The sequence below is a fragment of the Nocardioides sp. genome (assembly GCA_037045645.1).
In the GTDB taxonomy this organism is placed as follows: domain Bacteria; phylum Actinomycetota; class Actinomycetes; order Propionibacteriales; family Nocardioidaceae; genus Nocardioides.
In genome coordinates this window covers 1,877,744-1,903,330 of sequence record JBAOIH010000001.1, presented here as the reverse complement: position 1 = coordinate 1,903,330, position 25,587 = coordinate 1,877,744, and the positions used below count along the sequence as shown (strand labels likewise).

Genomic DNA, 25,587 nt, shown 5'->3' with positions numbered 1-25,587 from the left:
AGGATCCGTTGCCGTAGTGAACCGCCCCGGCGAGTCCGGAGGCTGGGTTTGGTGGCTCAGCCGGTTGGCGTGAGCTCGTTTCTTGCAGCGTAGTGCAGTTCCTCGGCCGCCATGGGCGTGAGGTCGGAGAGCGCCTCGTGAGGGCGCTCGTTGTTGAAGAAGTCGACCCAGTTCAGGGTCTCTAGTTCGACGTGTTCGACGCCGCGCCAGGGACCTTCAGGACGTATGAGTTCGGCTTTGTAGAGCCCGATCTGGGACTCGGCGAGGGCGTTGTCATAGGCATCGCCAACAGACCCGACTGAGGGGTCGACCCCCTCGTCGACGAGGCGCTGGGTGAAGGCAAAGCTGACGTATTGAGACCCTGCATCGGTGTGATGGATGAGGCCGGAAAGGTCGGTGACACCGGCCTGCTGGCGGGTCCAGATCGCATGCTCAAGGGTGTCGAGCACCAGGTCGGTCGTCATCCGCGTGGCGGCCCGCCAGCCCACGATCCGACGGCTGAAGACGTCGAAGATGAAGGCGACGTAGACAGTGCCTGACCAGGTCGCGACATATGTGAAGTCGGCGACCCATAGCTGGTTGGGCCTGCTCGCCCAGAACTGCCGATCGACCAGGTCCAGTGGTCGCTCGGCGGCCGGGTCGCCGATGGTGGTCCGGAACTTCTTCAGACGTAGCGCCCCGACCCAGCGTTGTTCACGGTAGAGCCGCTCGACGGTGCATCGAGCGACGTCATGGCCCCGTCCGCGCAGGTGCAGCCACATCTTGCGTGCACCAAACCGCGCGACCAGCTTCTGCCGGTTGCGCTCGGCGACCATGATCTCGACCAGCTCCGCGTCGCGGATCTGCTGCTTGGAAGGCCGGCGTGAGCGAGCCTCGTAGTAGGTGGACGGAGCGATCTTGATCCCGTGCTCACTGAGCACGCGGCAGATCGGCTCGACCCCGAACTCCACCTTGTGGTCCTCGATGTAGTCGATCAGAACCTGTTGGGGCGGTCGAGCTTCGCCGCGAAGAAAGCCGAAGCGCTCTTCAAGATCTCGTTCGCCCGCCGCAGTTCGGCGACCTCTTTCTTCAACGCCTTGATCTCAGCGATCTCCTCGCTGGACTTGCCGACGCGGACACCGCCGTCGATCTCGGCCTGCCGCAGCCACTTACGCAGCGATTCAGTAGAGGTGATGCCCAGCTTCGCCGCGACCGACCTGATCACGGCGGACTCGTGCGGATAGTCCCGCCTGGACTCCATCACCATCCGCACTGCGCGCTCACGCAGCTCGGTCGGGTACCTCGAGGGACGTGCCATGAGAGTGATCCTTCCAACGAATCAGCCTCTCCGGACATGCCGGGGCGGTTCATAGGGCCTCGCTGGTGGCGCGTGGGTTGGTGCGGGGTCGTTTGGAGCGGGGTTCGAGGGCTTCGAGGCCGCCTTGGTGGTAGCGGGTGACCAGGGTGTGGACCCACTGCCAAGACACGTCGTAGCGCCGCGCTGCCTCAGCCTTGGTGAGGCCCTGGTGGACCACTGACAACACGATGACCTGTGCCTTTGACATGGCTCATGGTCAGAACAAGACCCGATATCAACGATGACGCGACTCAGATATCAACGATGTCGTGAAACTACACACCTTTGCGCCCACCCAAAATCGGTGTTCAAACTTGCGACGTCCGCAGGTTCGCCATCCTCAGCCGAGCCGATGCTCGTTGCGACAACATCGAGGTCCACATCGCCCGCGAGGCAGTGATTTCGAGGAGCCGTTCAGGCGTCGAGGTAGCTGAGAACTGCGAGGACGCGGCGGTTGTCTTCGGGGCTGGAGTGGAGCCCGAGTTTGTCGAAGATCGCGGTGATGTGTTTGGTGGTCGCGCTGTCGCTCAGGTGCAACTCAGCGCAGATCGCCGCGTTGGATCGTCCCTCGGCGATGAGGCGCAGCACGTCGCGCTCGCGGGGCGTGAGCGAGTCCAGGGGACGTTCGGCCTCGCAGCGAGTGAGCATCGTGTCAATCACCGTCGGATCGAGCACCGTGCCACCTTGCGCGATCTGAGCCAGCGCGTCCATGAACTGCCGTGGGTGCGACACCCGGTCCTTCAGTAGATAGCCCACACCGCCGGCGCGGTCGGTGAGAAGTTCGCGGACATATAGACGTTCGACGTACTGCGAGAACAGCAACACCGCCAGGCCTGGGCGCTGCTGGCGTGCATCGAGCGCCGCCCTCAGCCCCTCGTCGGTGTGTGACGGAGGAAGGCGGATGTCGACGATCGCGACATCCGCGTCCCAGTTGTCGAAAGCTGCCCGCAGCGCGGGACCGTCGCCGACGGCAGCAGTGACGGTGTGACCGGATGCTTCGAGCAGACTGACCAGCCCTGCACGAAGCATGGTCTGGTCTTCACCGATCACGACCCGCATGGCACCTCGATCCGGATGCTGGTCGGGCCTCCCACGGGACTGATGACGATCAGCCTGCCGTCGAAGACTCTGAGGCGACGTCGAGTGCCCTCGAGACCGTGGCCGGGCACGAGCGTCGCACCGCCCTGCCCGTCATCGTTGATCGTGACCGTGAGTGTCGTCGCGTCGGAATTGGCGGCCAGCGTTACCCGCGAGGCTCGGCCGTGCTTGATCGCGTTGGCGATCAACTCCCGCGCGGCGAAGTAGACGGCTGCTTCCAGCGAGTCATCGAGTCTGCCCTGCACGTCGACCTGGGTCGAGATCGTCGTCGTCGCGTCGAGGGCAAGGGCTTCCAGTGCCGGCCCGAGGCCGCGGTCGGCGAGGACCGGAGGGCGGATGCCGCGCATCAGATCACGCAGCTCGGTCAGCGCGGTCGAGGAGTCCTCCCGGGCTTGCTCGATGAGGTCACGTGCCCGCTGCGGTTCCTGATCGAGTAGTGCTTCAGCGGTGCCGAGCTTCATGCCGATCGCGACCAGTTGCGACTGCGTACCGTCGTGGACCTCCTGCTCTATCCGGCGCAGTTCGGCGGCGGCGTCTTGACGGGCCTCTGCTCGTGAGGTCGCCAGTTCGTCCACGCGTTCGCGCAGGTCAACGACCTGCCCGCCGAGCAGCAGAGCGGACCATCGTCCCTGCATCCGCAGCCACCACGAACCGGTCATGAAACCGAAGACGATGAACCCGATCCCGAGGATCGCCGCGAAGGGGAGGCCGGAGGGAGACATTACGGGGATGAACGCGTACCACTCGGTCGGGGTGATGCGCAGTAGCAGGTACAGGATCGGCAGGACAACTACGCCGTGAAATCCCCAGCCGACGAACCCGAACGGCACGATCGCCAGGACGATGCCAGTGGAGATGTCGAACAATGCCCAGCGCACGAGCCGCCAGAACTCGGCGCTGGTCAGCAGCCGCCACGTGTGCAGCGAACGGGCGACGAAGCCTCCGCGATCATCGACAGGGAGGACAGGCACCCGAATAACAACACCGGTCGTCTGCGCATGCGCGGCAGCGAGCCCAGCGGCCTGAGCACGCAAAGAACGCACGCACGCCGGGAAGAGGAAGACGCCAACGCCGAGGAACACCAAAGCGAACGCGAGGGCCGCCCCGACCAGCGTGAACGCGACGCCCAGAAGTCGCCCGGTCAGCAGAATCGAATCCCGCTGAGCCGCCCAACGACTGCTCATAGTGCTTCGCTGAGGAATCTCGCGGATTGTCATGCCCACAGTCTTTCGGCTGCGGCAGCGCACACACAGGGAGATCCCACCACAGCCGAGGTGGGGTTTCCCCTACCCTTCCGGCTCTCCAAGGTCTGCCCGCGCATGTCTGTCTCACCTTCGTCTGGTCTCTTCGATGACTGGACGTTGGACGCGCCTCGGACCCTTATCGACTCACGCCTCGATCATCCCACGCGTGTTTCAGAGTTCGCCGGACGCTGCTGGATGAGAGTGCTCTCACGCCGACTTCATGGTCGGCTTAACCCGCGTGGCCAAGATCGTTGTCATCACTCCACGAAAGGGATCCATCATGAAGAAGCTCGTGAACTTCAGCATCATCGGCCTCGTCGGGCTCGTGCTCGCCGGCCTGCTCGGCCTCCAGGTGGCCGCGTCTGCCAGCGACGATGCCGCCAAGCGTGAGGACGACGGCGTCGAGCTCGCACTCGCAGTCGATGACGATGGTGACGACGATGACGACACCAACACCGCCACCGATGGCGACAACACTGACAAGAACACGTTCACCGGCCACAGCCGGGCCACGAACGACAACACCCGCAGCAACTTCACCAAGGTCAGCCGCGACAAGGACCTCAGCCGCGGCGACAAGACCAAGGACTGGACGCGTGACGGTGGCAGCCGTACGCGTGACCACTCTGCTGACCGCACCAACGACAAGTCGCGCAACGACACGCGTGGCTGACCACATGACTGAGAACTCTCGCTGGCGATTCGAGGCCGGCGACCTGATCACCCCCGAGTTGACCGCGATGCGGCTGCTCGGGGGTGGCTCGGCGTACGAGGCGTATCTGGCGTTCGACGAGATCACCTACTCACCGGTCGTCGTCAAGGTGGTGCGTCCCGACCAGGTGGAGTCGTCGTCGGCGCTTCGGGGTCTACGTCGTGAGGTGGCGGCGTTGGAGGCGGTCAAGCATCCCGTGGTCGTACGCGGGCTGCGCCACGTCGCCGACGGGGACCGGCCGCACCTCGTGCTGGAGCACATCGACGGGCCGCGGCTGTCCTCGCTGATCCGGCGCCACGGCCCGCTGCAGGAGCAGCAGTACCTCCCCTTGGCCATCGACGTCGCCGCAGCGCTGCACTACTTTCGCCACACCGGCTGGGTGCACCTCGACATCAAGCCGAGCAACATCATCATGGGATCCCCAGCCCGGCTGATCGACCTTTCGGTGATGCGTACGGCTGAGCAGGCTGAGGCGCTGATCGACCCGATCGGCACCGACGCCTACATGGCGCCGGAGCAGACCGAACCTCCACACACGGGGACGCCGAGTTATGCCGCCGACGTGTGGGGGTTGGGTGCTTCCTTGCACCACGCCATCACCGGGGAGCGTCCCTTCCCGAAGGGCGACCCGGATGCACCGCAGCGTGCCGAGCGGTTCCCGCAACTGGTCATTCCGGCCGGGCCGTTGCCCTCGGGCACCCCGGTGGCGGTCTGCGACGTGGTGTCGGCCTGTCTCGACCCCAAGCCCGCGAATCGACCGTTGCCGGCCGAGATCGCCGATGCCTTCCAGCCGGTGCTGGAAGCGCAACCGCGCGGTCGCTTGGCTGGCTTCAAGATCAGGCGTTGAATCGGTAGCCGACCCCGCGTACGGTCGCGATCTTGCTCGACCCGAACTTTTTGCGCAGATAGCCGACGTATACGTCGACGACATTGGACCCGGGGTCGAAGTCGTAACCCCAGACGTGGTCGAGCACCTGCTCACGCGAGAGCACCTGTCCAGGGTTGAGCAAGAACATCTCGGCGAGCCGGAACTCCCGATCGGACAACTCGACCTCGCGGCCGTCAACCAGGGCGCGCCGCGTGCGGACGTCAAGGTGTACGCCACCTGCGGTCACCGCCTCGGGCGCGTTCGCGCTCGCGGGAGACTCGTGCGCCTGCCGCAGCCGGACCTTCACCCTCGCCAGGAGCTCGGCAAAGCGAAACGGCTTGGCTAGGTAGTCATCGGCGCCACCCTCCAGCGCAGCCACCGTGTCGGTGACGGAGTCGCGGGCGGTCAGGACCACCACCGGCACCCGGTTGCCCTGGGAGCGCAGCCGGTCGAGGACCTCGAAACCGTCCATTCCCGGCAGGCCGATATCCAAGATCACCAGGTCGAACGCCCCGGTCTCGGCCTCGGCAAGGCCAAGGACGCCGTCGCCCACGGTGTGGGTGCGATGCCCTTGCGCGGTGAGTCCCTTGGCAACGAAGGACGCGATCCGCTCCTCGTCCTCCACGATCAAGATATGTGCCATGGGGTCTCCTCCCGAGGGAACTCGATTAACACTTGAAGGCCATGAGGCTCGACATCGGAGAGCACAACGACGCCGCCGTGAGCCTGGGCGATTACCCCCACGATCGACAGGCCGAGCCCGAAGCCGTCGTCGCCGGAGCGGACGTGTGAGCGGGCGAAGCGCTCCAGCACCCGGGTGTGGTCGCTCGCCGCGATGCCATCGCCGCGGTCGCGCACCCACATCCGGACCGTCTCCTCATCGAGTGAAGAGCCGATCTCGATGACGGTGCCCTCGTCGGAGTGCTTCACGGCGTTGTCGGCCAACTGCAACATCGCCTGGGTGAGGCGTTGCGGATCGGCGTACGCGGTGCCGACGCCATCGGTGACCAGACGCCAATCGCGGTCGCCGAGTGCGCCAGCCAGGCGGTGCACGGTGCGGGTGAGCTCGTCCACGTCGACCTCGGTTCGGCGCAGGAAGTCGGGCCGGCGACTCTTGGCGAGCAAGATCAGGTCGTCCACGAGCCGCGACATTCGGCCGACTTCGTCCAGCAGCAACGCGCGGGTGTTCTCGGTCTCGTCGCGGTTGCCCGGGTCGAGCAGTTCCAGATGCCCGCCCAAGACGGTGAGGGGCGTACGCAACTCGTGGCCCGCGTCGTCGAGGAAACGTCGCTGGGACTCGAATCCGGCGTCGAGGCGATCCAGCATCTCGTTGACATCACGGGTCAGCATCGTGATGTCATCGTTGCCCGTGACCGGCAGCCGGCGCGACAGGTCCGAGGCACTGACTTCGCGAGCCGTACGGCGCAATGTCTCCAGTGGCGCCAGCAGGCGGCGGGTGAGCCAGGCGGTGAACAACGTGCTGAGCAGGGCCAGCGCCAGCGCGACGATGGCGTAGGTGCGCATCGTGTCGAAGAGTCCGCTGCGGGCCTCTGCCAGGTTGGTCACGACCACTAATGCGCCGACATCTGAACCGGTGCGGATCGGCTGGATCGCGACGATCAGCTTGCCCTCGTCAGGGTCGTCGTACAAGAAGGTGCCCCCGGCCTCGACGTGCGTGCCCACGAAGGAGATGAACTGCTGATCGCGGTGCAGGGTGCTGTCGCTTGCCGAGCGAGCCTGGGGCTTGTCGAGCCACCATCCGATCAGCACCTCGTCGTCGGAGGGCACATTGCGGGTCAAGAACGCCCGGATCATCGCCTCGGCGCCCTCGAAACGCTCGCCGGTGGCGACGTCGACTCCGTTCTCTTGCAGCGCACCGAACTCTGCCAGTTCTCGCTCGCTCGCCTCGACGGCGAACTCCTGGATGCGCTGGGCCTCAATGGCGTACGCGATCAGGCCGGCCAGCGTCAACGCAGCAGCGACCAAGACCGCGACCGCGGTGGTGAAGCGAGCGCGAACGCTCAGCCCTTGGCGGGGGCGCCTGGCCGAGTCCGTGGTCACCCGCCCCATCCTGCCGTGCCGGCACAGCCGGTCGCGCAGGCGACGTCAGTCATCGTCTCGGTCGTCGTCGTCTCGGTCGTCGTCGTCCCGGTCGTCGTCGTCCCAGTCGTCATCGTCGTCGTCATCGACCTCGCGGGGGGTGGGGCGGATCTCGGGCACGGTGCTCGATGAGGTGTGGGAGGGCGTCGCGCCCGGGTCGGGCTTCTTGCTCCGGGGAGGTTTGCTCTTCGGCGGCTTCTCGGGCGTACCCGTCGGGTCTGCGGTAGCGGGAGTGAGCACGATGGGATCGCGTGGCGCCGGGAGGTCGCCGGTAGGTTGGATGAGCAGGGCGAGCAGCATCAGGGCGGGCACGGAGATCGCCGCCGCGAGGATGGTGCGCCACGGTGTCATGACGCGATTGTGGCCAGCGCGTGTGGGAGTCCGGTGAGAGACCGATGAGAGATCTCTCATCGTAGGGTGCGGTGCATGTCCGCTCCGACACTTGCCGAGGTCGTCGCCCTGCTCCACGAATGGTTCCCGCCCGCGACAGCCGAAGCCTGGGATGCTGTCGGACTGGTGGCCGGCGATCCCGAGCAATCTGTCGCGCGGGTCTACTTCGCGGTTGACCCGGTGCTGCCCGTCGCTCAGGAGGCGACGGCATGGGGTGCGGACCTGCTCGTCGTACACCATCCGTTGTTTCTCAAGCCGGTGCACGGCGTGCCCGCCACCACGCCCAAGGGCCGCACGCTGGCCGCGCTGCAGCGGGCCGGTTGCGCGCTGCTGACCGCGCACACCAACGCCGACCAGGCACTTGGCGGGGTGTCGGAGGCGATGGCGACAGCACTCGGGCTGACCGATCCGGCCCCGCTGCTGGCGGCCGAGGCCTCCGGCACCGGCACCGGCCGGGTCGGAAACGTCGCACCGACGACACTGGCGGAATTCGCTGAGGTGGTGCGCAAGGCGCTGCCTTCGACTGTCGGGGGAGTACGAGTCGCGGGCGATCCGGAGCGCGTCGTACGCCGGGTGGCGCTGTGCGGCGGCGCAGGCGACTTCCTCCTGGCCGGTCTCGACGGCGACGACGCGGACGTCTTCGTAACCAGCGACCTGCGTCATCATCCCGCGAGCGAATTCCTCGAGCGTGGTGGCCCCGCACTGATCGATGTGTCCCACTGGGCGGCCGAGTGGACCTGGCTTCCCGTGGTGGAGGCGCGGCTGCGAGTCGCGATGGGCGATAGGTTGGAGACCAGGGTCAGCGCGCTGTGCACCGACCCGTGGAGCATGCGACTGTGACCCCCCGCCGACAGAAGGACCCGCGTTGAAAGCCGATCCCGCCGCTCAGGTGCGACTGCTCGACCTGCAGACGCTCGACACCCGCACCGACCAGTTGCGTCACCGGCTGGCGACCCTGCCCGAACTGGCCACCATCGCCGAACTGCGTGTGAAGGTCGGCGATCTTGAGCGGCTGCGGATGGATCAACAGATCGTCGTGGATGACCTGACGGTCGAGCAGGAGAAGGTGGACGCCGACGTCGAGGCGGTCAAGGCCCGGCGTACGCGCGACCGCTCGCGGATGGACAGCGGCGAGATCGCCAACCCCAAGGACCTGGAGCGGATGCAGCACGAGTTGGTCTCTCTCGACCGGCGCATCTCGTCGCTGGAGGAGCAGGAGCTCGAAGTCATGGAGCGGGTCGAGGAGGCGCAGGCCGAACTCACGAAGTTCACCGCGGCGCTGGCCGAGGCGCGGGCGCTGGGCTCGGAACAGGTGGCTTCGCGCGACGCGAAGACCGCCGAGCTCAATGCAGAACTGGCCTCGATCGCGACGGCACGAGAGCCGCTGCACGCGGACCTGCCTACTGACCTGGTGGCGCTTTACGAGAAGTTGCGCGCAGCCAAGGACGGTCAGGGGGCCGCGCTGCTGCATCGTGGCCAATGCGGCGGCTGCATGCTCACCTTGGACGCAGCCGAACTCAACGAGATCCGTTCCAAGGCCGACGACGAGGTGGTGCGCTGCGAGGAATGTCAGCGGATCCTGGTGCGTACGAACGAATCGGGTCTCTGAGGCATGCCTGCTCGCGTACTCCACCTTCGGGACAGCGACGGCGTTCTCGGGGAGACATTGCGCGAAGGGGTCGCGGCTCTGCAAGCGGAGTTGGGGGTCACCCCGGGCTTCCCTGACGCCGTCGAACGGGCGGCTTCGGATGCCGCGCGCAATCCGCGACTGCCCGAGCTCGATCGCACGGATATCGAGTTCGTGACGATCGATCCGCCCTCGGCGATGGACCTCGACCAGGCGCTGCATCTGGAGCGGCTCGGTGACGGCTATGTGGTCTACTACGCGATCGCCGACGTCGCGGCTTTCGTCTCACCGGGAGACCCGGTGGACGTCGAGAGCCACCTTCGCGGCCAGACCCTCTACGGCGCCGACTCCAAGATCCCGCTGCATCCGAAGGTCCTGTCCGAGGATGCGGCGTCGTTGTTGCCCGACCAGACCAGACCGGCGCTGCTGTGGACGATCGAGGTCGACAAGACCGGTGAAGGCACCAAGGTCAAGGTGGAGCGGGCTCTCGTACGCTCGCGCGCCAAGCTCGACTATCAGACCGTCCAGGGCCAACTCGACGACGGCGCCGCCTCGGAGTCGCTGCAACTGCTCAAAGAGGTCGGGCTGCTGCGCCAAGAGCGGGAGGCTCGACGCGGGGGAGTCTCGTTGCCGCTGCCCGAGCAGGAGATCGACACCTCCGGGTCAACTTGGCAGTTGACGTTCCGCCCGATGCTGCCGGTCGAGAACTGGAACGCGCAGATCTCGCTGCTCACCGGCTTCGGCGCGGCCTTCTTGATGGTGTCGAACGCGATCGGCGTCCTGCGTACGCTCCCACCGGCCGACCCGCGCGACGTGTCGCGCCTGCGACGCACCGCCAAAGCGTTGAAGATCGACTGGCCGGCCGATCAGGACTATCCGGAGTTCATCCGCACCCTCGACCCGGCCAAACCCGCGCATGCGGCGATGGTGGTGGCGTGCACCCGACTGCTGCGTGGGAGCGCGTACGTCGCCTTCGACGGCGAGATCCCCGAGCAGAAGACGCACAGCGCGCTCGCCGCGGAGTACGCCCACTGCACCGCGCCGCTGCGCCGCCTGGTGGATCGCTATGCAGGCGAGATCTGCCTGGCCATCACGGCCGGTCACCCCGTCCCGGACTGGGTGCGCGACCGGATGGGGGAGTTGCCCGACATCATGCGAGATTCCGGGCGCCGCGCGAACGCGTACGAGAACGGCATCGTCGACCTGGTCGAGGCGGGGGTGTTGCGCGACCGCGTCGGGCAGACCTTCGACGCCGTCGTGGTCGAACGCGACGACAAGGACAAGCGCGAGGGCTCGGTCACCATCGAGGAGCCGGCGATCGAGGCCCCAGTGACCGCTGACCATGAACTGCCGCTGGGGGAGTCGGTACGTGTGGTGCTGACGAAGGCCGACGTCACGCAGCGCAAGGTCGCATTCGAGTTGCAGGAGCACTCCTCGCCGGAATAAGCGGGCCGGAGTAGGGGACGGGCTGGCCTGTAGGCCGGGTTCTGTTCGTCCCATCGCTGGGACTCGGCGACCATCCATCTACGACGACCGTTGCCGGCCGCCTCCAGCGGTCTACCCGCGTACTCGGGCGGGCCGCCCTCGAACGTACGCGCGCCCAGTGCACGCACTGGACTTCTTGACCTTGCTCCCGGTGGGGTTTGCCTAGCCGCCCCGGTCGCCCGAGGCGCTGGTGGTCTCTTACACCGCCGTTTCACCCTTACCTGCGTCGCCGCAGGCGGTCTGTTTTCTGTGGCACTGTCCCGCGGGTCACCCCGGGTGGCCGTTAGCCACCACCGTGCCCTGAGGAGCCCGGACCTTCCTCGGCAGCACTCATGCAAGTGTTGACGCGGTCGCCCGGCCAGCCCGTCCGCCTTCAGGGTAGGGCAACTCGGGTTCCGCCAGGGCCTTATTCCGCCGGCGCTTTGCCGCAGGTAGGTTCGAGAGCATGACCGACAGCGATGGAACGCCCACCGAGTATTGGTTCTGCCTGACGCACAAGACCGTCGAGGGCGAGGACGGCTGCCGCAACAGCGACCGGCTCGGACCGTACGCCTCCCAGGCCGAGGCCTCGCGTGCTCTGGAGAAGGTCGAGGAGCGCAACGAGGCCTGGGACAACGATCCGAAGTGGAACGACGACGCGTTGGAGGACTGAAGCCTCGGCGGCGGGAATGAATGCAGTTGTTGAATGTTGAACGAATCATGAAGAAGATCGGGTTCCTCAACTTCGGCCACTGGTCGGACACGCCGCACTCGCAAGTCCGTACGGCCTCCGACGCGCTGCTGCAGTCGATCGAGTTGTCCGTAGCGGCCGAGGAGCTCGGCGTCGACGGGGCGTACTTCCGCGTGCACCACTTCGCTCGGCAGCTCGCGTCGCCGTTCCCGCTGCTGTCGGCGATCGGTGCTCGTACGTCGCGCATCGAGATCGGCACCGGCGTGATCGACATGCGGTATGAGAACCCGCTCTATATGGCCGAGGATGCCGGCGCGGCCGATCTGATCGCGGGCGGACGGCTGCAACTCGGGATCAGCCGTGGCTCCCCGGAGCAGGTCGTCGACGGCTGGCGCTATTTCGGGTACGCGCCCGGTGAGGGCGAGGACGAGCAGGACATGGCGCGTCGGCACACCGACGTGTTCCTCGAAGTGATCCAGGGCAGTGGCTTTGCTCAGCCCAGTCCACGGCCGATGTTCCCCAACCCGCCGGGGCTGTTGCGTGTGGAGCCGTACTCGTCGGGATTGCGCCAGCGCATCTGGTGGGGCGCGGCCTCCGACGCGACGGCGGTGTGGGCGGCCGAGCAGGGGATGAACCTGATGTCGTCGACGCTGAAGAAGGACGAGGGCGGTGAGCCGTTCCACGTTCAGCAGCGCAAGCAGATCGAGGCGTTCCGAACGGCGTGGGCGCAAGCCGGACACGACTGGACGCCCCGGGTCTCGGTGTCACGCTCGATCATGCCGCTGGTGACCGATCTGGACCGGGCGTACTTCGGCCACGACGGCCAGAGCCGCGATCAGGTCGGACATATCGATGCGACGTTGGGACAGGCCATCTTCGGTCGGTCGTACGCCGCGGCTCCCGACGAACTCGTGGAGCAGTTGGCCTCCGATGAGGCTCTCCAAGCCGCCGACACGGTCCTGCTCACGGTGCCCAATCAGCTCGGTGTCGACTACAACGCCCACCTGTTGCAGTCGATCGTGCGCGACGTGGCGCCGGGGCTGGGCTGGCGCTGACTCCGCCGAGCGCGAAGAACTGCGGCCTTGGTCGGGGTCTGCTCGACCCGGCCAGCCGATCCGGCCGCAGTTCTTCCGAGTGGGCGAGGGCCTAGTCAGAACGAGTGCTCGTCGCCGGGGAAGGTGCCGTTGCGGACGTCGTCGGCGTACGCCTTGGCGCCCTCGAGCAGGACCGAGTGGACATCGGCGTACTGCTTGACGAACTTGGCCATCTTGCCCGTACGCAGGCCGAACGCGTCCTGCCAGACCAGCACCTGGCCATCGCAACCGTTGCCGGCTCCGATCCCGATCGTGGGGATGGTGAGTTCCTCGGAGATCTGGCGCGCCACGTCGGCGGGCACCATCTCCATCACCACCGCGAAGGCTCCGGCTTCTTGCACCGCGCGCGCGTCGGCCAGGATCCGCTCGGCTGCCTCGCCGCGGCCCTGCACCCGGTAGCCACCAAGCGCGTGCTCCGACTGCGGGGTGAAGCCGATGTGGGCACAGACCGGGATGCCGCCTCGGGTGAGTAGGGAGATCTGGCCGGTCATCTCACGACCGCCCTCAAGTTTGACGCAGTGGGCTCCGGCTTCCTTCATGAACCGGACCGCGGTGTCGTACGCCTGCTCGGGCGAGCGTTGGTAGGAGCCGAACGGCAGGTCGCCGACAACCATGGCGCGCTTGGTCGACTTCGCGACCGCACGAGTCAGCGGGAGGAGTTCGTCGACGGTCACGGGCAGGGAGGTCTCGTTGCCGTACACATTGTTGGAGGCGCTGTCGCCGACCAGCAGCATGTCGATCCCGGCCTCGTCGAAGGTCGCGGCGGTGTACATGTCGTACGCCGTGAGCATGGTGATCTTCTCGCCGCGCTGCTTCATCTCCTGGAGGTGATGGGTGCGTACGCGCTTGGCGGGGGCGGGGGTGGCTGCGCCGGAACCGTACGGGCTGGGCTGCTCAGGAGTGGGCTGCTCAGAAGTGGACTGGGACATGTGGTGCTCCTCAAAGTCGTCTCGCGGCTCCACGACGGGAGTCCTCGGATCAGCCTCCACGCTAGTCGGGGCACTCGACCCGCGCACTATGCCGCGGCTCACGGCGGGTGAGACGGCTCTCGCCAGAAACAGGAACATGTTCTAGTTTTCTCCCATGTCGCGCACCCGCCTCGGCCTCACCGGCCTCGCGTCCAGCCTGCTGCTCGTCGTCGGCCTGCTCGGTCTCGTCGCCGCGCCCGCGTCGGCCTCCACGGAGGCGGCGCCCGTACGCCACAGCGACTGCACCACGCCGCTGACCTCGACCCAGCGCGCCGCTCTGCTCCAGGCGAGCGACACCCGCACGCTGCGCACGTTCGCGGACGCCAAGGCACGCCTCGACGTCATCGAGAGCACGTTCAGCGCTACCCGCGACCACCGCGGGATCTTCGCGATCTTCTACCGCCAGATCCTCGTGAGTGGCGCCGGTCCGGTCAGCGACGCCTCGCGGTGGCAGTACCCGACCTGGGTCGAGCGCGTCTCGCGCAACTTCGTGGTCGCCTATCTCGACAACCTGCGCGGCTATCTGACCGGCGGCACGATGACGCGCGAGTGGCGCAGCTATTACGCGATGGCCTCGGATTGCAACCGCTCGGTCGGCCGTGTGGCTGCCGAAGGACTTATCGCACACCTGGTCATCGACTTTCCCGAGGCGATCCGCCTGGCGAACACCCGCGTCGCGCAGCAGCAGGACTTCTTCGCGATCGGCGACCTGCTCGTCGACGCGACCGTCGGCCTGACCGCAGATGTCGAGCGCGTCTATGGCCAGGACCTGAGCCCCCTTTTCCGGCTCTTCTGGTTCGGCGACGCCGTGGACCTCCTGGCAGGCACGCCGATCATTACGCCGGTGTTCTTCCAGGCCGTGCGGCTGAGTGCGTGGGTGGACGGGCTGATGCTCAACGACTGGTTCCTCGCGACCGGGACGCGGTGGTCGATGCGCACCAAGTTCCTCGCAGCCGAGACGGCGCTGGATTCGATGGAGACCTTCCACCTGATCTGAGAACTCGCGCCAACCCGCACGCGTCCGCAGCGCTCCCGCCGAGATCCGAGCGTGTTCGACGAACCCATCGAGTCAGCGATGCTGGCGTGGCGCATCGAGACGGCGCTGGGGTCCGTACGCTGCCGTGCCGAGCCACCTGCGCCGCCCGTGGGATTACCCACCGAGCCTGCAGTGGATCACCGGAGGGTGCTGGCCAGTGCGATTCTGGCTCTCGCAGGGTTCCATCTCGCCACGCTGGAGTGAGCAGACGCGACAGGTCAGCGTGTTTCTCGTGAGCAGACGCGACAGGTCAGCGTGTTTCTCGTGCGCAGACGCGACAGGTCAGTGCCTAGAGTGCTCCCGTGAGAGTGCTGCTAGCCGAAGACGACGCAGACCTGCGCGAAACGACCGCACTGATCTTGCGCAAGCACGGCTTCGACGTGGTCACGGCGCACGATGGCACCGACGCCGAGGCCAAACTCGTCACCGAGGTGGTCGACGTGGCGCTGCTGGACGTGATGATGCCGGGCAAGGACGGCATCGCGCTGACCAAACTCATTCGCAGTCGCGGCGACCTTCCGGTCGTACTGCTGACTGCCCGTGATCTTTCGAGCGACCAGGTCATGGGGCTGGAAGCCGGGGCGGACGACTATGTGACCAAGCCCTTCGACGGAGATGTGCTGGCGGCGCGGCTGCGCGCGGTCGTACGCCGGGGTGCGACGCGCCAGGAGACCGAACGGCTCGGTGACCTGGAGATCGACCGGGCCGGGATGACACTGACCAAGGCCGGCGAGCCGGTGCAACTGAGTGCGACCGAGTTCCGCCTGCTCTCGGTGCTGCTCGACCACATCGGTGCGGTGCTGTCGCGCGACCAACTGCTCGACCACGTCTGGGGCAGCAGCGACTGGGGCGACCCGCGCGTCGTGGACGTCAATATCCAGCGACTGCGTTCCAAGATCGGTGCCGACACGATCGCGACCGTGCGGGGTGCAGGCTACAAACTGGTCCGGCAGTGAAGGTCGGCTGGCGGCACTCGATCCGCTCGCGGATCGCGGCGGCGATGGCGGCCGTCACGCTCGTCGTGCTGGTGGTCGTGGGCGCGCTGGTGTTGCAACAAGCCGGTGTGGACGGGCGCGAGCGATTGCGCGAGCAGGCCAACGAACGACTCGCCGCGGCCGCATTGGTCTACAGCGTGAACGGGCGGCTTACCCAGGGCGCCTCGATCGCGGCCGACGGCCCGCCCAAGGCGCTGATCGCGACGCTTGACCAGGTAGGGGACCAGGCCACCTTCTTCGACGGATCGAAGATGTGGGCAGCAGAACGCCTCGGTCCCGAGGTGGTGATGAACGTACGCCTCGACGCGGCGCCGTTGCGCGACGAACAGACCGCCTTGCGGCAGTCGTTGCTCTTCGCAGGGTTGATCGCCTTCCTGGCAGCCGCACTGCTGGGCTGGTGGGCGGCTACGGGGCTGTCGCGCCGACTGCGCCGCGCTGCCGGATTGGCAGCCTCGGGCGAACACGACCTCACCGCCGTGGTGGGGGGGAGAGACGAGGTCACGGCCCTGTCCCAGGCCGTCGACGAGATGACGGCCGCGCTGGCCGCCCGGGTGGAACGCGAACGACAGTTCGGTGCCGACGTGGCACACGAGTTGCGTACGCCTCTCACAGCCCTGGTGACCTCGGCCGAGTTGCTCCCCGAAGACGAATCCTCGGCGCTCGTACGCCGTCAGGTCGACCGGCTGCGGCGTCTGGTCGAGGATCTGCTCGAACTCTTCCGTGCCGAGAGCGGTCAGGCCGAGGTGCGGCGCGAGCCGGTGGATCTCGGTGTCTTGGCCACGGACGCGACCGAGCAAGCCACCCTGGTGGTCGAGGATCCGGCGGTCGTGGAGACCGATCCGCGTCGCGTCCACCTGATCGTGTCGAACCTGGTCCGCAACGCCGCCGCGCATGGTGGCCAGCGCGTCACCGTCACCGTCAGGGGTGCCTCGATCGAGGTGCGCGACGATGGTCCGGGTTATCCCGAGCAGGTGTTGACCCAAGGACCACTGCGATTCCGTCGGCACTCCGGTGCGGCCGGGTCGGGCCTGGGCCTGGCCATCGCGTCCGCGCAGGCCGAGCTGCTCGGCGCCAGGCTGACCCTTGCCAACGACGACGGGGCCGTGGCCACGCTCACCTTCGGCGACGCGCTGGTCGGTGGTGGGTCAGCCGGCTGACTCGACCGTGGGCAGGCGATAGGTCTCGGTGGCGTGCCAGAAGTCCGGCTTGTCGCCCGTCGGTGTGACGCGCAGCCGTCCGTACGTCTGGAGGGCTTCGCCTGCTACGAGTCGGTCGGCCACGACACGGACGTCGTAACGCTTCAGGGTGCCGTTTGCGCAATCGGGTTCGCAGTCGGTCACGACGACCTGGCCGGTGGCGGTCGCGTTGTCGGCGCCCCAGTCCTGCCATTCCAGCGCATCCAGACTCTCGCCGGCATCGGCGCAGGCAAGGGTGAACGACGCGGGTTGCTGGACGAGTTGATCCTCCACGCACTCCATCAGATAGACCCGATCGGCTGCAGGGGCCGAGGTCACGTCGCGTACGGGAACCTCATCCGCGATGCCACAGCCGGCGCCCCCCAAGACCAGGAGGGCGCCGACCAGGACGGAGCGGACTCTCACGCAGGGCTCACTGGTCCAGGCCGCTGATCGCTTCCACGGTCTGGACCTTAACGGTCTCGGTCTGCTCGGCGCCCTCGGGGCGGTCGCCGCTGTAGACCACGGTCAGCGTGCCGTACGTCTGCGAGGCCTCGCCCTGGACCAGGTCACTGGCCACGACGGTGACGGGGTAGGACTTCATCTCGCCCTCTGCGCAGTTCGGGTCACAGTCGTTGCTCGCGACCACGCCGCTGGCGGTGGCCTCGTCGGCGCCCCAGTTGGTCCAGGTGAGGTTGTCGAGGACCTCGTTGGCGTCGGCGCAGCTGAGGGTGAAGGTGCGGGGCTGGTTGACGACGTTGTCCTCGACGCATTCGATCAGGAAGGTGGCGTCGGCTGCCGCCTGGGAGACCTCGCTGGTCACGGGTGTGGTGTCCGGCTCGGCGCCGGTGTCGGCGACAGCGGCGGCACCGACGGCGGCGGCGGTGATGGCGACGCCTCCGGCGAGGAAAGCGACGGACTGACGGATCTTGGCGAACATGGGTGCTCCTGAGGATCGGGGGTTGGGCCGGAACTTCCGGCGAACACCACTTTCGTCAGACCACGTGTGGTGCCCGTGACGCACGGATCACAGGAGCGTCACAGCCGGGCTGTAGCAGATTGCTACACTGCTGGCGAGGTGATTCCCATGACGACAATCCCCACGCGCGTCGAGGCCGAGTTGTTCGAAGCGGCTCGGGCCACCGGTGCCCGGATGAGTCGCAGTGCGACCCAGCAACTCGCGCACTGGGCGCGACTCGGTCGTGAACTCGAGGCCTCCAGCCGGGTCAGCACCAAAGACATCGAGCGTGTGCTGGCCGGTCAGGTGTCCTACGACGCGCTGTCGGACCCGGATCAGGCGGTCGTACGCGCCGCCTGGGAGGAGTCGATCGAGCACCTGCGCGGAACGCTGAACTATGCGGACACATTCCGTACGAGCGGTGAGTCCTGGTCAGAAGCCGACGATGACGGGACGGTCCACGAACACGCGTGAGCACACCGGTATTGCATCTGTTGGCAGGGCCGAACGGGTCGGGCAAGTCTTCCTACGCCGTCGACGTGCTGATCGCGGCGACTCACCTGCCCTTCGTGAATGCGGATCTGATTGCGGCGCGCGAGTGGCCCGGACAGGAGGCGGTGCACGCGTACGACGCCTCGCGCCTGGCCGCGCTCGAACGCGATGCCCTGCTCGCCCAACAGCAGTCCTTCGTCACCGAAACCGTGTTCAGTCATCGCAGCAAACTCGATCTGGTGCACCGGGCCGCGGCACTCGGCTATCTGATCCACCTGCACGTCATGCTCGTGCCGGTGGAGTTGAGTGTTGCCCGCGTCGCGGAGCGCGTCCGTCGCGGTGGTCACGACGTGCCCGTCGTCAAGATCAGGCAGCGCCATGCCCGACTGTGGAGCTACGTGGCGAGCGCGAGCCGGGTCGTGGATCGGGCAAGTTTCTACGACAACACGGTTGCGGCTACCCCGTTTCGCGAGGTGGTCCGGTGCGAACGCGGTGTCGTCCTCGGCCAAGCGGCGTGGCCAACGTGGACAGATGCCGGGCTCGTACGCGAACTCACCTGAACTCAGATCGCCCGCGCGAAGCGGTCTCGCAGGCGCGCGTTCGACTCCCGGGCCCGATCACCGTCGACCTTGACCACGCGACGGTCGTAGGTGATCAGTCCGTTGGTCTCCTGCTCGACGTCGGTGAGCTGGGTGTAGACGAACCCCGCCAGACCAGCCTCCACAGCCCGACCGACCTGCTCGTCCTGGAGACGCACGAAAGCGTCTTCGTACGCCTGCTGCTCGGCGAACGTCCGATAGCCGAAGTTCTTCTCGCTCCAGGTGTGCCCCTCGACGCGGTGGGAGTAGCCGCCGTACTCCGAGAGCACTGCGGCCCGCGGGTCGTCGACATCCTTGCGAGCCAGGCGATAGGGCCGGAAGTAGACGTGACGGCTGACGATGTCACCGCCGCCCTGGTGGTGCCAGCCGCTGGCCGCATCGATCGGTCGGGTGGGGTCGAGCGCCGACATCCGCTCGGCAGCAGCGACGGCATCGAACTGGCCCCACCCCTCGTTGAACGGCACCCACGCGGCCAGGCAGGGGACGCTGCGCAACAGGTCGACGGTGTCGTCGAGCTCGCGCAGGAACTCGTCTCGACCCTCCTCGTCCTGACGGCCGAACAGGCGATAGCGCCGGTCGCTGAACCGCAACGGCACGAAGGCCGGTGCCGTGACCACCGCATGGGAGTACGACCGCCCGCCGTTGACCAGGTCCTGCCACACCAGCATCCCGAGACGGTCGCAGTGGTGATACCACCGCAGCGGCTCGATCTTGATGTGTTTGCGCAGCATGGTGAATCCGAGATCCTTGGCCGTCGTGATGTCGAAGACCATCGCCGCGTCCGAGGGCGGTGTGCACAGCCCGTCGGGCCAGTAGCCCTGGTCGAGCAGCCCGGCCTGAAGGTACGGCTCGCCGTTGAGCAGCAGTCTCGTGCGACCTCGCCCGTCCGCCCCCGTGCCGAAGGAGCGCATCGCGAAATAGCTGCGTACTCGGTCCTCGCCCAGCGTCACCTCGAGGTCGTAGAGGTGCGGATCCTCGGGTGACCAGGGGCGTACGTCGTGCAGCCGCAGGCGAGTCGGTACGCCGGTGGGCACCTCGGCGACGATTTCGGTTCCCTCGATGCTCACCTCGGCGCGGCCCGGCTCGCTGGCCAGCACCAGGATCTCGACCTCGCCGGAGTCCAGGTGCGGCGTCAGCACGAGTTGGCGGACGTACGACCTCGGCACCGACTCCAGCCAGACGGTCTGCCAGATGCCGGAGTGCGGTGAATACCAGATGCCACCGGGTTGGAGTTTCTGTTTGCCTCGGCTGCGCCAGGAGGTGTCGGTGACGTCGCGCACTCGAACCACGATCTCGAACGTGTCGCTGGCCTGGCTGATGTCCAGGACGAAGGGGAGGTAACCGCCGGCGTGATCGCCCACGGGTCGTGCGTCGATCCAGATTTCACAGTCCTGGTCGACCGCCCCGAAATGCAGGAGCAGGCGATCGCGTCGAAAGCCCTCGGGCACCTCGACAGTGCGTCGATACCAGAGCGCTTCGTGTGGTTGGAGCGTCCGCTCGACCCCGGACAGCGGCGCCTCAGGAGAGAACGGGACGAGAATCTGCCCGTCCCAACGCTGCGGTTGGCCCGACGCGGCGTCGGTGATCGCGTACTCCCAGAGGCCGTTGAGATTGAGGTACGAATCGCGCACCAACTGTGGCCGCGGGTATTCCTGGAGAACGGCGTCGCGGTCGAGGTCCTCACCCCATCGCGTGATCATGCGGGCGTCTCCACCCGACGCAGTCGCGTCACCGGCCAGATGATCAGGAGCACCACGACAGCAGAGGTCGGAAAGACCCACGGTGTGGGCACGGTCTTGGTCACCCCGAGGTCGACGTACGTCTCGTTGGCACCGGCGATGACCGCGGCGCCCAGGAACGGGCCGACCACCATCGGCAGCAGCACCGCGGCCACCATCCGCAAACCCTGCACCTGACCGACCCGATCGGCAGGCGTGTGGTTGCGTACGGTCGCCGAGAGGGCGGCGATCGCGAGCATCATCCCCGACATGGTCACGATGCCGGCCAGGATCACCGGGACCATCCCGCGCGCGAAATACATCGCCAGGAGTCCGGTGACATAGAGCGCGACCACGGGCAGGAGCGCACGAGTGGGGCCGACTCGGTCGAGCACCCGACCACCGAGCACACTGGCGAGGGCGGCGCCGAGGAGCACGGCGGCGAGCACTACTGCGTACGCCTCGATGTCGAGATAGCGCTGGACGTAGATGATCAGGAACGGCAAGAACACCTGGGTGCTGATCCCCAGCACGGCCCAGGCGGCGAGCGTGAGGTAGAGACGCGGATGCTGGCGCGCGGTGCTAGGACGCAAGCCGTGCAGGACCGACGAGACGTACGTGCCGCTGGGCCGCGGTGTGGCCGTGTCGCGAAGGCCCATCCAGGCGATCAGGCCGACCAGGGTGGTCAGACCGCCGACAATTGCGAAGAAGAGGCGCCACTGGCCGTCGCGGGTGAGCGGGTCGAGGGCACCGAAGACCAGGAGCATGGCCAGCAGCGGCAGCATCGCCAAGACGCCGTCGACTCGACCGCGATTGGTGGGGTCGGTCGAGTCGGTGATCCACGAGTTGAACGCTGCGTCGTTGGCCGTCGCGCCGAGCGCGCTCATCAGACAGTCGAGCAGGATGACTGCCACGATCGCGACCGTGACCGCGTTCACTCCCGGGAGTAGCCGGGGAGCGTCGTCGAGGAATCCGAAGCCGAGCGTGGACAGACCCCACAGGACGTACCCGATCGCGATGAACTCCTTGCGCCGACCGCGTCGGTCGGACGCGGCCCCGGCGAGCAGGGTCGCGACGGTCGCGGCGATGGCGCTGGAGGCGACGAGGACCGCGAGCACTGTGGGGGAGTCGGTGATCGTGTCGTAGACGAACACGTTGAGGTACATGTTCTCGATCGCCCAGGCGAGTTGACCGGTGAGACCGAGGAGCACCGCCCATGTCCAGAGGCGGGCTCCGACCGGGGCAGGTGACATGAGGGCAGAGTAGTGCGGGGTGGCCCCGTGGGGCAGGGGCATACTCCTGCTCGACACATCCCCGGATCCAGGAGTTCGACATGCGCAAGACACTCACGCATCTCGCGGCAGGAACACTTCTCGTCGGCGTCATGGCCTCGGGGCTGCTGGCACAGACCGCGCAGGCATCCGTCGACCGAGCAGCACCCAAGGTGCCCACCACGCTGACGATCAAGGTGGGCAACTGCGACGACTGCACGATCGGTGCGGTCTCGGCTTCCACGAGCGACTACCAGGATGTGTGGAGCCAGGACGCCAAGGTGAAGGATGGCGCGGCCACCTTCAAGGTTCCGGCTGACCGGATGCATTCGTTGAGCTTCACGGTCGGCGCGCCGTGGGAGGGCAACACCGGCTATGCGACCGGCGTAGTCGCCCGCTATGCCAAGACCAAACCCGGAGATGTCGTCACGTTCACCGCGGCCCGGACCAAGAAGAAGGCCTCCGGCTGCTATGCGGGCTCGCCCGAGAAGACCGTGACGCTGCGCCTGAAGGTGCGCAAGGTCAAGGTGGACGGCCAAGGCGGCCGTGTCTGGGGCACGATCGCGTGGTTCAAGGCCACCCAGCAGTGGCAGCGACCGATGGAGCGTGCCGTGAAGGGCGTGATCGGCCGTCAGGACGTGCTGTTCTGCGAGCCGAAGGCCTGACGCTTCACGTGCGTGGGCGTGCGGGCGGCCGGTAGCCAGGCCGCCCCGCACGGCCCCCCGCCTCCAGCAGGGCGCGGCCGAAGGCTCGTCCGGCCTTCGCCGTAGCGCTGCTCCGGCCACCTTGCAACGCCGGAGGCATGACGACGACGGGGCAGGTCGCTACCGCGATGACCCGGTGCGCGAGCAGGGGAGCGGTGCTCGGCCGGCGCGGCGCGTCCATCACGAGCAGGTCCGCCTGCGAGGAGGCGACCAGCAGGCCGCGCCGCTTGCCGGCGCGCAACAAATAGACCTCGGCGTCATGGTCGTGACCGAGTGTTTGTGCCACGTCCTCCTCGAGTTGTCGACGAGCCTCGACCTCCGCGGCAGACGTCGTCTGGCCGGACACGGCCTGGACCCCGGCCGTTGTCGCTGCCGGGGCTGAGGGTCGCCACGTGCGTACGCAGATCAGCACCCCGTCGTTGGCCTCAGCCTGGGCGGCGGCCCAGCGCAGTGCCGCCGGCGACTTCGAGGTCGCGCTCACGCCGACGACGACGGTGTAGGGACGCTCGGGTTCGGTCATGGTGGGTCCTCTCACACCGGGATGTGGCTGGTCTCGTTGCCGTCTTCGTCGTACTCGATCAGCGGTGGCGCGATCTCTTCCAACGACTTGTTCTCGGCATCCACGCCGAAGACGAAGGCGACCAACGAGCCGAGCAGCATGATGCCGGTGGCGATCAGGTAGCCCCAGAACATCGGGGTCCGGGTCCTCGCCGTCTCCGATCAACCAGCCGTAGAAGACCGGGCCGATGGAGCCGAAGATCTGCGCGAGCGCGAAGAAGTACGAGATCGCCTGGCCGCGTACTTCCTGCGGGAAGATCTCCGACACGGTGAGATAGCCCGCCGACGCGCCCGCCGAGGCGAAGAAGAACGCCAGGCACCAGAAGAGCGTGTGCGTCAACGCGCTGAGCATGTCCTCGTGGAACATCCACGCGGAAACCGCGAGCACGATCCCGGCGATGCCATAACAGCCGCCGATCATCTTGCGCCGGCCGATCGTGTCGAAGAATTGCCCGAGCAGGAGCGGCCCCATCAGGTTGCCCAGCGCGAAGGGGAAGAAATACATCGCCGCGGAGGACGAACTCTCGCCGTAGAAGTTCTTCAGCACCAGTGCGTAGGTGAAGAAGATCGCGTTGTAGAGGAAGCTTCTGGGAGATCATCAACGTGGCGCCCAAGACCGTACGCGTGGGATAGAGCTTGAAGAAGACGTAGGCCAACTGCCTGGGGTTGAGGCCTTCGCGCTTCTTGATCCACATGCCGTCTTCTTCGTCGTGCTCGGGAACGTCCTTGCCCGCGGCGCGGATCTCTTCCTCAAGGTCGGAGACGACCTGCTCGGCCTCGTCGGCGCGCCCGTGGGTGACCATCCAACGCGGGCTCTCGGGAATGTGGCGGCGCAGGTAGATGATGCCCAGGCCCAGGACCGGGCCGATCAGGAAGGCGATTCGCCAGCCGATGTTCTCGTCGAAGTTGTCGGTGTTGAGCAGGATCATGCTGGCGAACGCGCCGATGGCGGCGCCCAGCCAATAGGTGCCGTTGATCGCCAGGTCCACGCGCCCGCGGTACTTGCCCGGGATCAACTCATCGACCGCCGAGTTGACCGCGGAGTATTCACCGCCGATGCCCATGCCCGCGAAGAATCGGCAGACCAGGAAGAACACCATGTTGGGGGAGAAAGCCGCGACCGCCGAGGCCGTCAGATAGAGCGCCAACGTCGTGGTGAACATCTTCTTGCGCCCCCACGTGTCGGTGAGGCGACCGAAGAGCAGGGCACCGGCGACCTCGCCGAGCAGGTAGATCGTGCCCGCCAGGCCGACGTCGGCGGCGCTCATATTCAGCGACTTCTCGAAGCCGCCGGCCGCCACGATCTGGATCTCGAGACCGTCGAGGATCCACGCCGTGCCGAGGCCGAAGATGACCATCCAGTGGAACTTCGACCACGGCATGTCGTGCATGCGGGCCGGGATCAGACTGCGGATCGGCTTCTCGTCCGACACGGTGGCTGCCATCTGCTCCTCCTCTTCACACGCCCCGAGACGGGCCACCGAGCAGCGTGCTCCCGCGGGTGTGGTCTAGACCACACCCGTCAGGGTGGTTCAGCGTGAGGAATAGGTGCGACCGGGCGTCGGCTTGCCGAGCAGTTGGGAGACCGTGACGAGGCGGTAGCCGCGCTTACGCAGTCCGTCGATGATCGCCGGGGCGGCGGCCACCGTCGTCGGATGGATGTCGTGCATCAGCACGATCGCCCCGGGCTTGGCCGCTGCGAGCACCCGCTGGGTGACGGTCGCGGTGTTGCGGTCCTTCCAGTCCTGCGGGTCGACGCTCCACAAGATCTCCGCCAAGCCGAGACGCCCCTCGACGCTGCGGACGGTCTGGTTGGTCGCTCCGTACGGCGGGCGCATCAGGGTGGTGCGCTGCCCGGTCGTCTGGCGCACCGCGGCGATGCTCCGGTCGAAGCTCTGATGTCACCGAGGCGGACGACAACTTCGTGAGGTTCGCGTGATCCCAGGTGTGCACGCCGATCTCGTGCCCAGCGTTGCGGATCGCTCGCATCGTGGCGGGGTACTTCGTCGCCTGTTGACCCAGCACGAAGAACGTCGCGGGGGCCTTCTTGGCAGCGAGGGTGCGCAGCAGGGCGGGCGTCGAACCGGCGGGGCCGTCGTCGTAGGTGAGAGCGACGCACTTGTGGATCGCGCAGTTGACCGGCTTGGGGGCCCTGGACGTGTCGGCGCTGACCCTGTCGGTGCCGGACCTGTCGGCGCTGGCTGTCTTGACTGTGGCGATCCGCGAGGTGGTCGGCGCCGCTACGTCATCGGCGTTGGCCCCCGACATCGCGCCGGCGAGGAGTCCGACCACGAGGACGGCAATGGCCGAGAAGACGCGGGTGGAGGACTTCGTACGCATGGTGGTGACCCTTCGCAGGTTGGTGTGTCTGGCAGTGCTGGCAACAACAGGATGGCGCGGCAAAACCGCAGGTAGAAGGGCATTCGGAGGGTTGTCACGGTCGTGTGATGAAGCTGGGAGATCGCTGCAACATTGGAGGCGCGAACCGG

General features: G+C 67.0%; 27 protein-coding genes, 1 other RNA gene, 3 pseudogenes and 1 other annotated feature. Of the genes and pseudogenes, 13 read left to right on the top strand and 18 right to left on the bottom strand.

Annotated elements, in window-relative coordinates:
• Positions 1-56: 56 nt before the first annotated feature.
• The 4 genes from V9G04_09420 to V9G04_09405 all read right to left on the bottom strand — a co-directional run bounded on the left by V9G04_09420 (position 57) and on the right by V9G04_09405 (position 3,618).
• A protein-coding gene (locus V9G04_09420) for an IS3 family transposase (GenBank protein ID MEI2713495.1) occupies positions 57-1,297 on the bottom strand; the annotation gives its coding sequence in 2 pieces (ribosomal slippage) (positions 57-1,015 and positions 1,015-1,297; 1,242 coding nt in all).
• Positions 888-1,016 (bottom strand) — a sequence feature (AL1L pseudoknot). (Overlaps the previous gene by 129 nt.)
• A 49-nt stretch (positions 1,298-1,346) precedes the next feature.
• A complete protein-coding gene (locus tag V9G04_09415; GenBank protein MEI2713494.1) occupies positions 1,347-1,544 on the bottom strand; it encodes a helix-turn-helix domain-containing protein in 198 nt (65 codons plus the stop codon).
• A gap of 206 nt (positions 1,545-1,750) precedes the next feature.
• On the bottom strand, positions 1,751-2,395 hold the full coding sequence (locus V9G04_09410; protein ID MEI2713493.1) for a response regulator transcription factor: 645 nt from the start codon (positions 2,393-2,395) through the stop codon (positions 1,751-1,753).
• The gene (locus V9G04_09405) at positions 2,383-3,618 is read right to left on the bottom strand and encodes a histidine kinase (GenBank protein MEI2713492.1); all 1,236 of its coding nucleotides are present in this window, start codon (positions 3,616-3,618) and stop codon (positions 2,383-2,385) included. The genes V9G04_09410 and V9G04_09405 overlap by 13 nt, the downstream gene beginning before the upstream one ends.
• A 340-nt stretch (positions 3,619-3,958) precedes the next feature.
• Between V9G04_09405 and V9G04_09400 the strand changes: the two genes are divergently transcribed.
• Complete coding sequence (locus tag V9G04_09400) at positions 3,959-4,351, top strand: hypothetical protein (protein MEI2713491.1); 393 nt, start codon at positions 3,959-3,961, stop codon at positions 4,349-4,351.
• A gap of 4 nt (positions 4,352-4,355) precedes the next feature.
• A complete protein-coding gene (locus tag V9G04_09395; protein MEI2713490.1) occupies positions 4,356-5,237 on the top strand; it encodes a serine/threonine-protein kinase in 882 nt (293 codons plus the stop codon).
• Here the strand turns inward: V9G04_09395 and V9G04_09390 are convergent.
• Genes V9G04_09390 through V9G04_09380 form a run of 3 tightly spaced genes read right to left on the bottom strand, consistent with a single transcriptional unit; the run spans position 5,227 to position 7,709 of the window.
• On the bottom strand, positions 5,227-5,901 hold the full coding sequence (locus V9G04_09390) for a response regulator transcription factor (GenBank protein MEI2713489.1): 675 nt from the start codon (positions 5,899-5,901) through the stop codon (positions 5,227-5,229). The two genes, V9G04_09395 and V9G04_09390, sit on opposite strands and share 11 nt — an antisense overlap.
• Positions 5,886-7,319: a HAMP domain-containing sensor histidine kinase gene (locus tag V9G04_09385; protein ID MEI2713488.1), complete on the bottom strand. Its 1,434-nt coding sequence runs from the start codon at positions 7,317-7,319 to the stop codon at positions 5,886-5,888. Before V9G04_09385 ends, V9G04_09390 begins: the two co-directional genes overlap by 16 nt.
• Positions 7,320-7,364: 45 nt before the next feature.
• Positions 7,365-7,709 (bottom strand): hypothetical protein, encoded by a 345-nt coding sequence (locus V9G04_09380; protein ID MEI2713487.1) that lies wholly within the window; start codon positions 7,707-7,709, stop codon positions 7,365-7,367.
• A 75-nt stretch (positions 7,710-7,784) separates the two neighbouring features.
• Here V9G04_09380 and V9G04_09375 point away from each other — a divergent pair, with 75 nt between their 5' ends.
• The 3 genes from V9G04_09375 to V9G04_09365 are packed head-to-tail and all read left to right on the top strand — an operon-like array spanning position 7,785 to position 10,821.
• Positions 7,785-8,588, top strand: coding sequence for a Nif3-like dinuclear metal center hexameric protein (locus V9G04_09375; GenBank protein ID MEI2713486.1), 804 nt, complete (start codon positions 7,785-7,787; stop codon positions 8,586-8,588).
• A gap of 25 nt (positions 8,589-8,613) precedes the next feature.
• Positions 8,614-9,357, top strand: coding sequence for a C4-type zinc ribbon domain-containing protein (locus V9G04_09370; protein MEI2713485.1), 744 nt, complete (start codon positions 8,614-8,616; stop codon positions 9,355-9,357).
• Between the two features lie 3 nt (positions 9,358-9,360).
• A complete protein-coding gene (locus tag V9G04_09365) occupies positions 9,361-10,821 on the top strand; it encodes an RNB domain-containing ribonuclease (GenBank protein MEI2713484.1) in 1,461 nt (486 codons plus the stop codon).
• Between the two features lie 14 nt (positions 10,822-10,835).
• On the opposite strand, the gene rnpB is transcribed toward V9G04_09365, so the two are convergent.
• Positions 10,836-11,226: RNase P RNA component class A (gene rnpB / locus V9G04_09360), an RNA gene on the bottom strand.
• Positions 11,227-11,305: 79 nt separating this feature from the next.
• On the opposite strand from rnpB, the gene V9G04_09355 reads away from it, so the two are divergent.
• Complete coding sequence (locus tag V9G04_09355) at positions 11,306-11,512, top strand: hypothetical protein (GenBank protein ID MEI2713483.1); 207 nt, start codon at positions 11,306-11,308, stop codon at positions 11,510-11,512.
• A gap of 47 nt (positions 11,513-11,559) precedes the next feature.
• Entirely contained in the window at positions 11,560-12,585 is a 1,026-nt protein-coding gene (locus tag V9G04_09350; protein MEI2713482.1) for an LLM class flavin-dependent oxidoreductase, read from the top strand.
• 95 nt (positions 12,586-12,680) lie between these two features.
• Here the strand turns inward: V9G04_09350 and panB are convergent, their stop codons facing one another.
• Positions 12,681-13,553, bottom strand: a complete 873-nt coding sequence (gene panB / locus V9G04_09345) for a 3-methyl-2-oxobutanoate hydroxymethyltransferase (GenBank protein MEI2713481.1) — start codon at positions 13,551-13,553, stop codon at positions 12,681-12,683.
• 154 nt (positions 13,554-13,707) lie between these two features.
• Between panB and V9G04_09340 the strand changes: the two genes are divergently transcribed.
• From V9G04_09340 to V9G04_09330, 3 genes are all read left to right on the top strand, one after another.
• Entirely contained in the window at positions 13,708-14,589 is an 882-nt protein-coding gene (locus V9G04_09340) for a DUF5995 family protein (GenBank protein MEI2713480.1), read from the top strand.
• 341 nt (positions 14,590-14,930) lie between these two features.
• A complete protein-coding gene (locus V9G04_09335) occupies positions 14,931-15,584 on the top strand; it encodes a response regulator transcription factor (GenBank protein MEI2713479.1) in 654 nt (217 codons plus the stop codon).
• Positions 15,581-16,780 carry a HAMP domain-containing sensor histidine kinase gene (locus V9G04_09330; protein MEI2713478.1) on the top strand — a complete coding sequence of 400 codons (1,200 nt, stop codon included), beginning with the start codon at positions 15,581-15,583 and terminating at the stop codon, positions 16,778-16,780. The genes V9G04_09335 and V9G04_09330 overlap by 4 nt, the downstream gene beginning before the upstream one ends.
• Here V9G04_09330 and V9G04_09325 read toward each other — a convergent pair.
• Positions 16,769-17,224: a hypothetical protein gene (locus V9G04_09325; protein MEI2713477.1), complete on the bottom strand. Its 456-nt coding sequence runs from the start codon at positions 17,222-17,224 to the stop codon at positions 16,769-16,771. The genes V9G04_09330 and V9G04_09325 overlap by 12 nt on opposite strands.
• 7 nt (positions 17,225-17,231) lie before the next feature.
• On the bottom strand, positions 17,232-17,738 hold the full coding sequence (locus V9G04_09320) for a hypothetical protein (protein MEI2713476.1): 507 nt from the start codon (positions 17,736-17,738) through the stop codon (positions 17,232-17,234).
• Positions 17,739-17,885: 147 nt separating this feature from the next.
• Between V9G04_09320 and V9G04_09315 the strand changes: the two genes are divergently transcribed.
• Positions 17,886-18,230: a hypothetical protein gene (locus V9G04_09315; GenBank protein ID MEI2713475.1), complete on the top strand. Its 345-nt coding sequence runs from the start codon at positions 17,886-17,888 to the stop codon at positions 18,228-18,230.
• On the top strand, positions 18,227-18,808 hold the full coding sequence (locus V9G04_09310) for a zeta toxin family protein (protein MEI2713474.1): 582 nt from the start codon (positions 18,227-18,229) through the stop codon (positions 18,806-18,808). The genes V9G04_09315 and V9G04_09310 overlap by 4 nt, the downstream gene beginning before the upstream one ends.
• A 2-nt stretch (positions 18,809-18,810) precedes the next feature.
• On the opposite strand, the gene V9G04_09305 is transcribed toward V9G04_09310, so the two are convergent.
• A complete protein-coding gene (locus V9G04_09305) occupies positions 18,811-20,547 on the bottom strand; it encodes a sugar-binding domain-containing protein (GenBank protein ID MEI2713473.1) in 1,737 nt (578 codons plus the stop codon).
• Positions 20,544-21,818, bottom strand: coding sequence for an MFS transporter (locus tag V9G04_09300; GenBank protein ID MEI2713472.1), 1,275 nt, complete (start codon positions 21,816-21,818; stop codon positions 20,544-20,546). Before V9G04_09300 ends, V9G04_09305 begins: the two co-directional genes overlap by 4 nt.
• Positions 21,819-21,898: 80 nt before the next feature.
• Between V9G04_09300 and V9G04_09295 the strand changes: the two genes are divergently transcribed.
• On the top strand, positions 21,899-22,501 hold the full coding sequence (locus V9G04_09295) for a hypothetical protein (protein ID MEI2713471.1): 603 nt from the start codon (positions 21,899-21,901) through the stop codon (positions 22,499-22,501).
• Positions 22,502-22,505: 4 nt separating this feature from the next.
• Here the strand turns inward: V9G04_09295 and V9G04_09290 are convergent, their stop codons facing one another.
• The 5 genes and pseudogenes from V9G04_09290 to V9G04_09270 form a co-directional block, all read right to left on the bottom strand.
• A complete protein-coding gene (locus V9G04_09290; protein MEI2713470.1) occupies positions 22,506-23,060 on the bottom strand; it encodes a universal stress protein in 555 nt (184 codons plus the stop codon).
• Between the two features lie 11 nt (positions 23,061-23,071).
• Positions 23,072-23,233, bottom strand: coding sequence for a hypothetical protein (locus tag V9G04_09285; protein MEI2713469.1), 162 nt, complete (start codon positions 23,231-23,233; stop codon positions 23,072-23,074).
• A gap of 85 nt (positions 23,234-23,318) precedes the next feature.
• Positions 23,319-23,645: pseudogene (locus V9G04_09280) on the bottom strand (MFS transporter).
• 100 nt (positions 23,646-23,745) lie between these two features.
• Positions 23,746-24,366, bottom strand: a pseudogene (locus tag V9G04_09275) (MFS transporter).
• Positions 24,367-24,630: 264 nt separating this feature from the next.
• Positions 24,631-24,981, bottom strand: a pseudogene (locus tag V9G04_09270) (polysaccharide deacetylase family protein).
• Between the last annotated feature and the right edge of the window lie 606 nt (positions 24,982-25,587).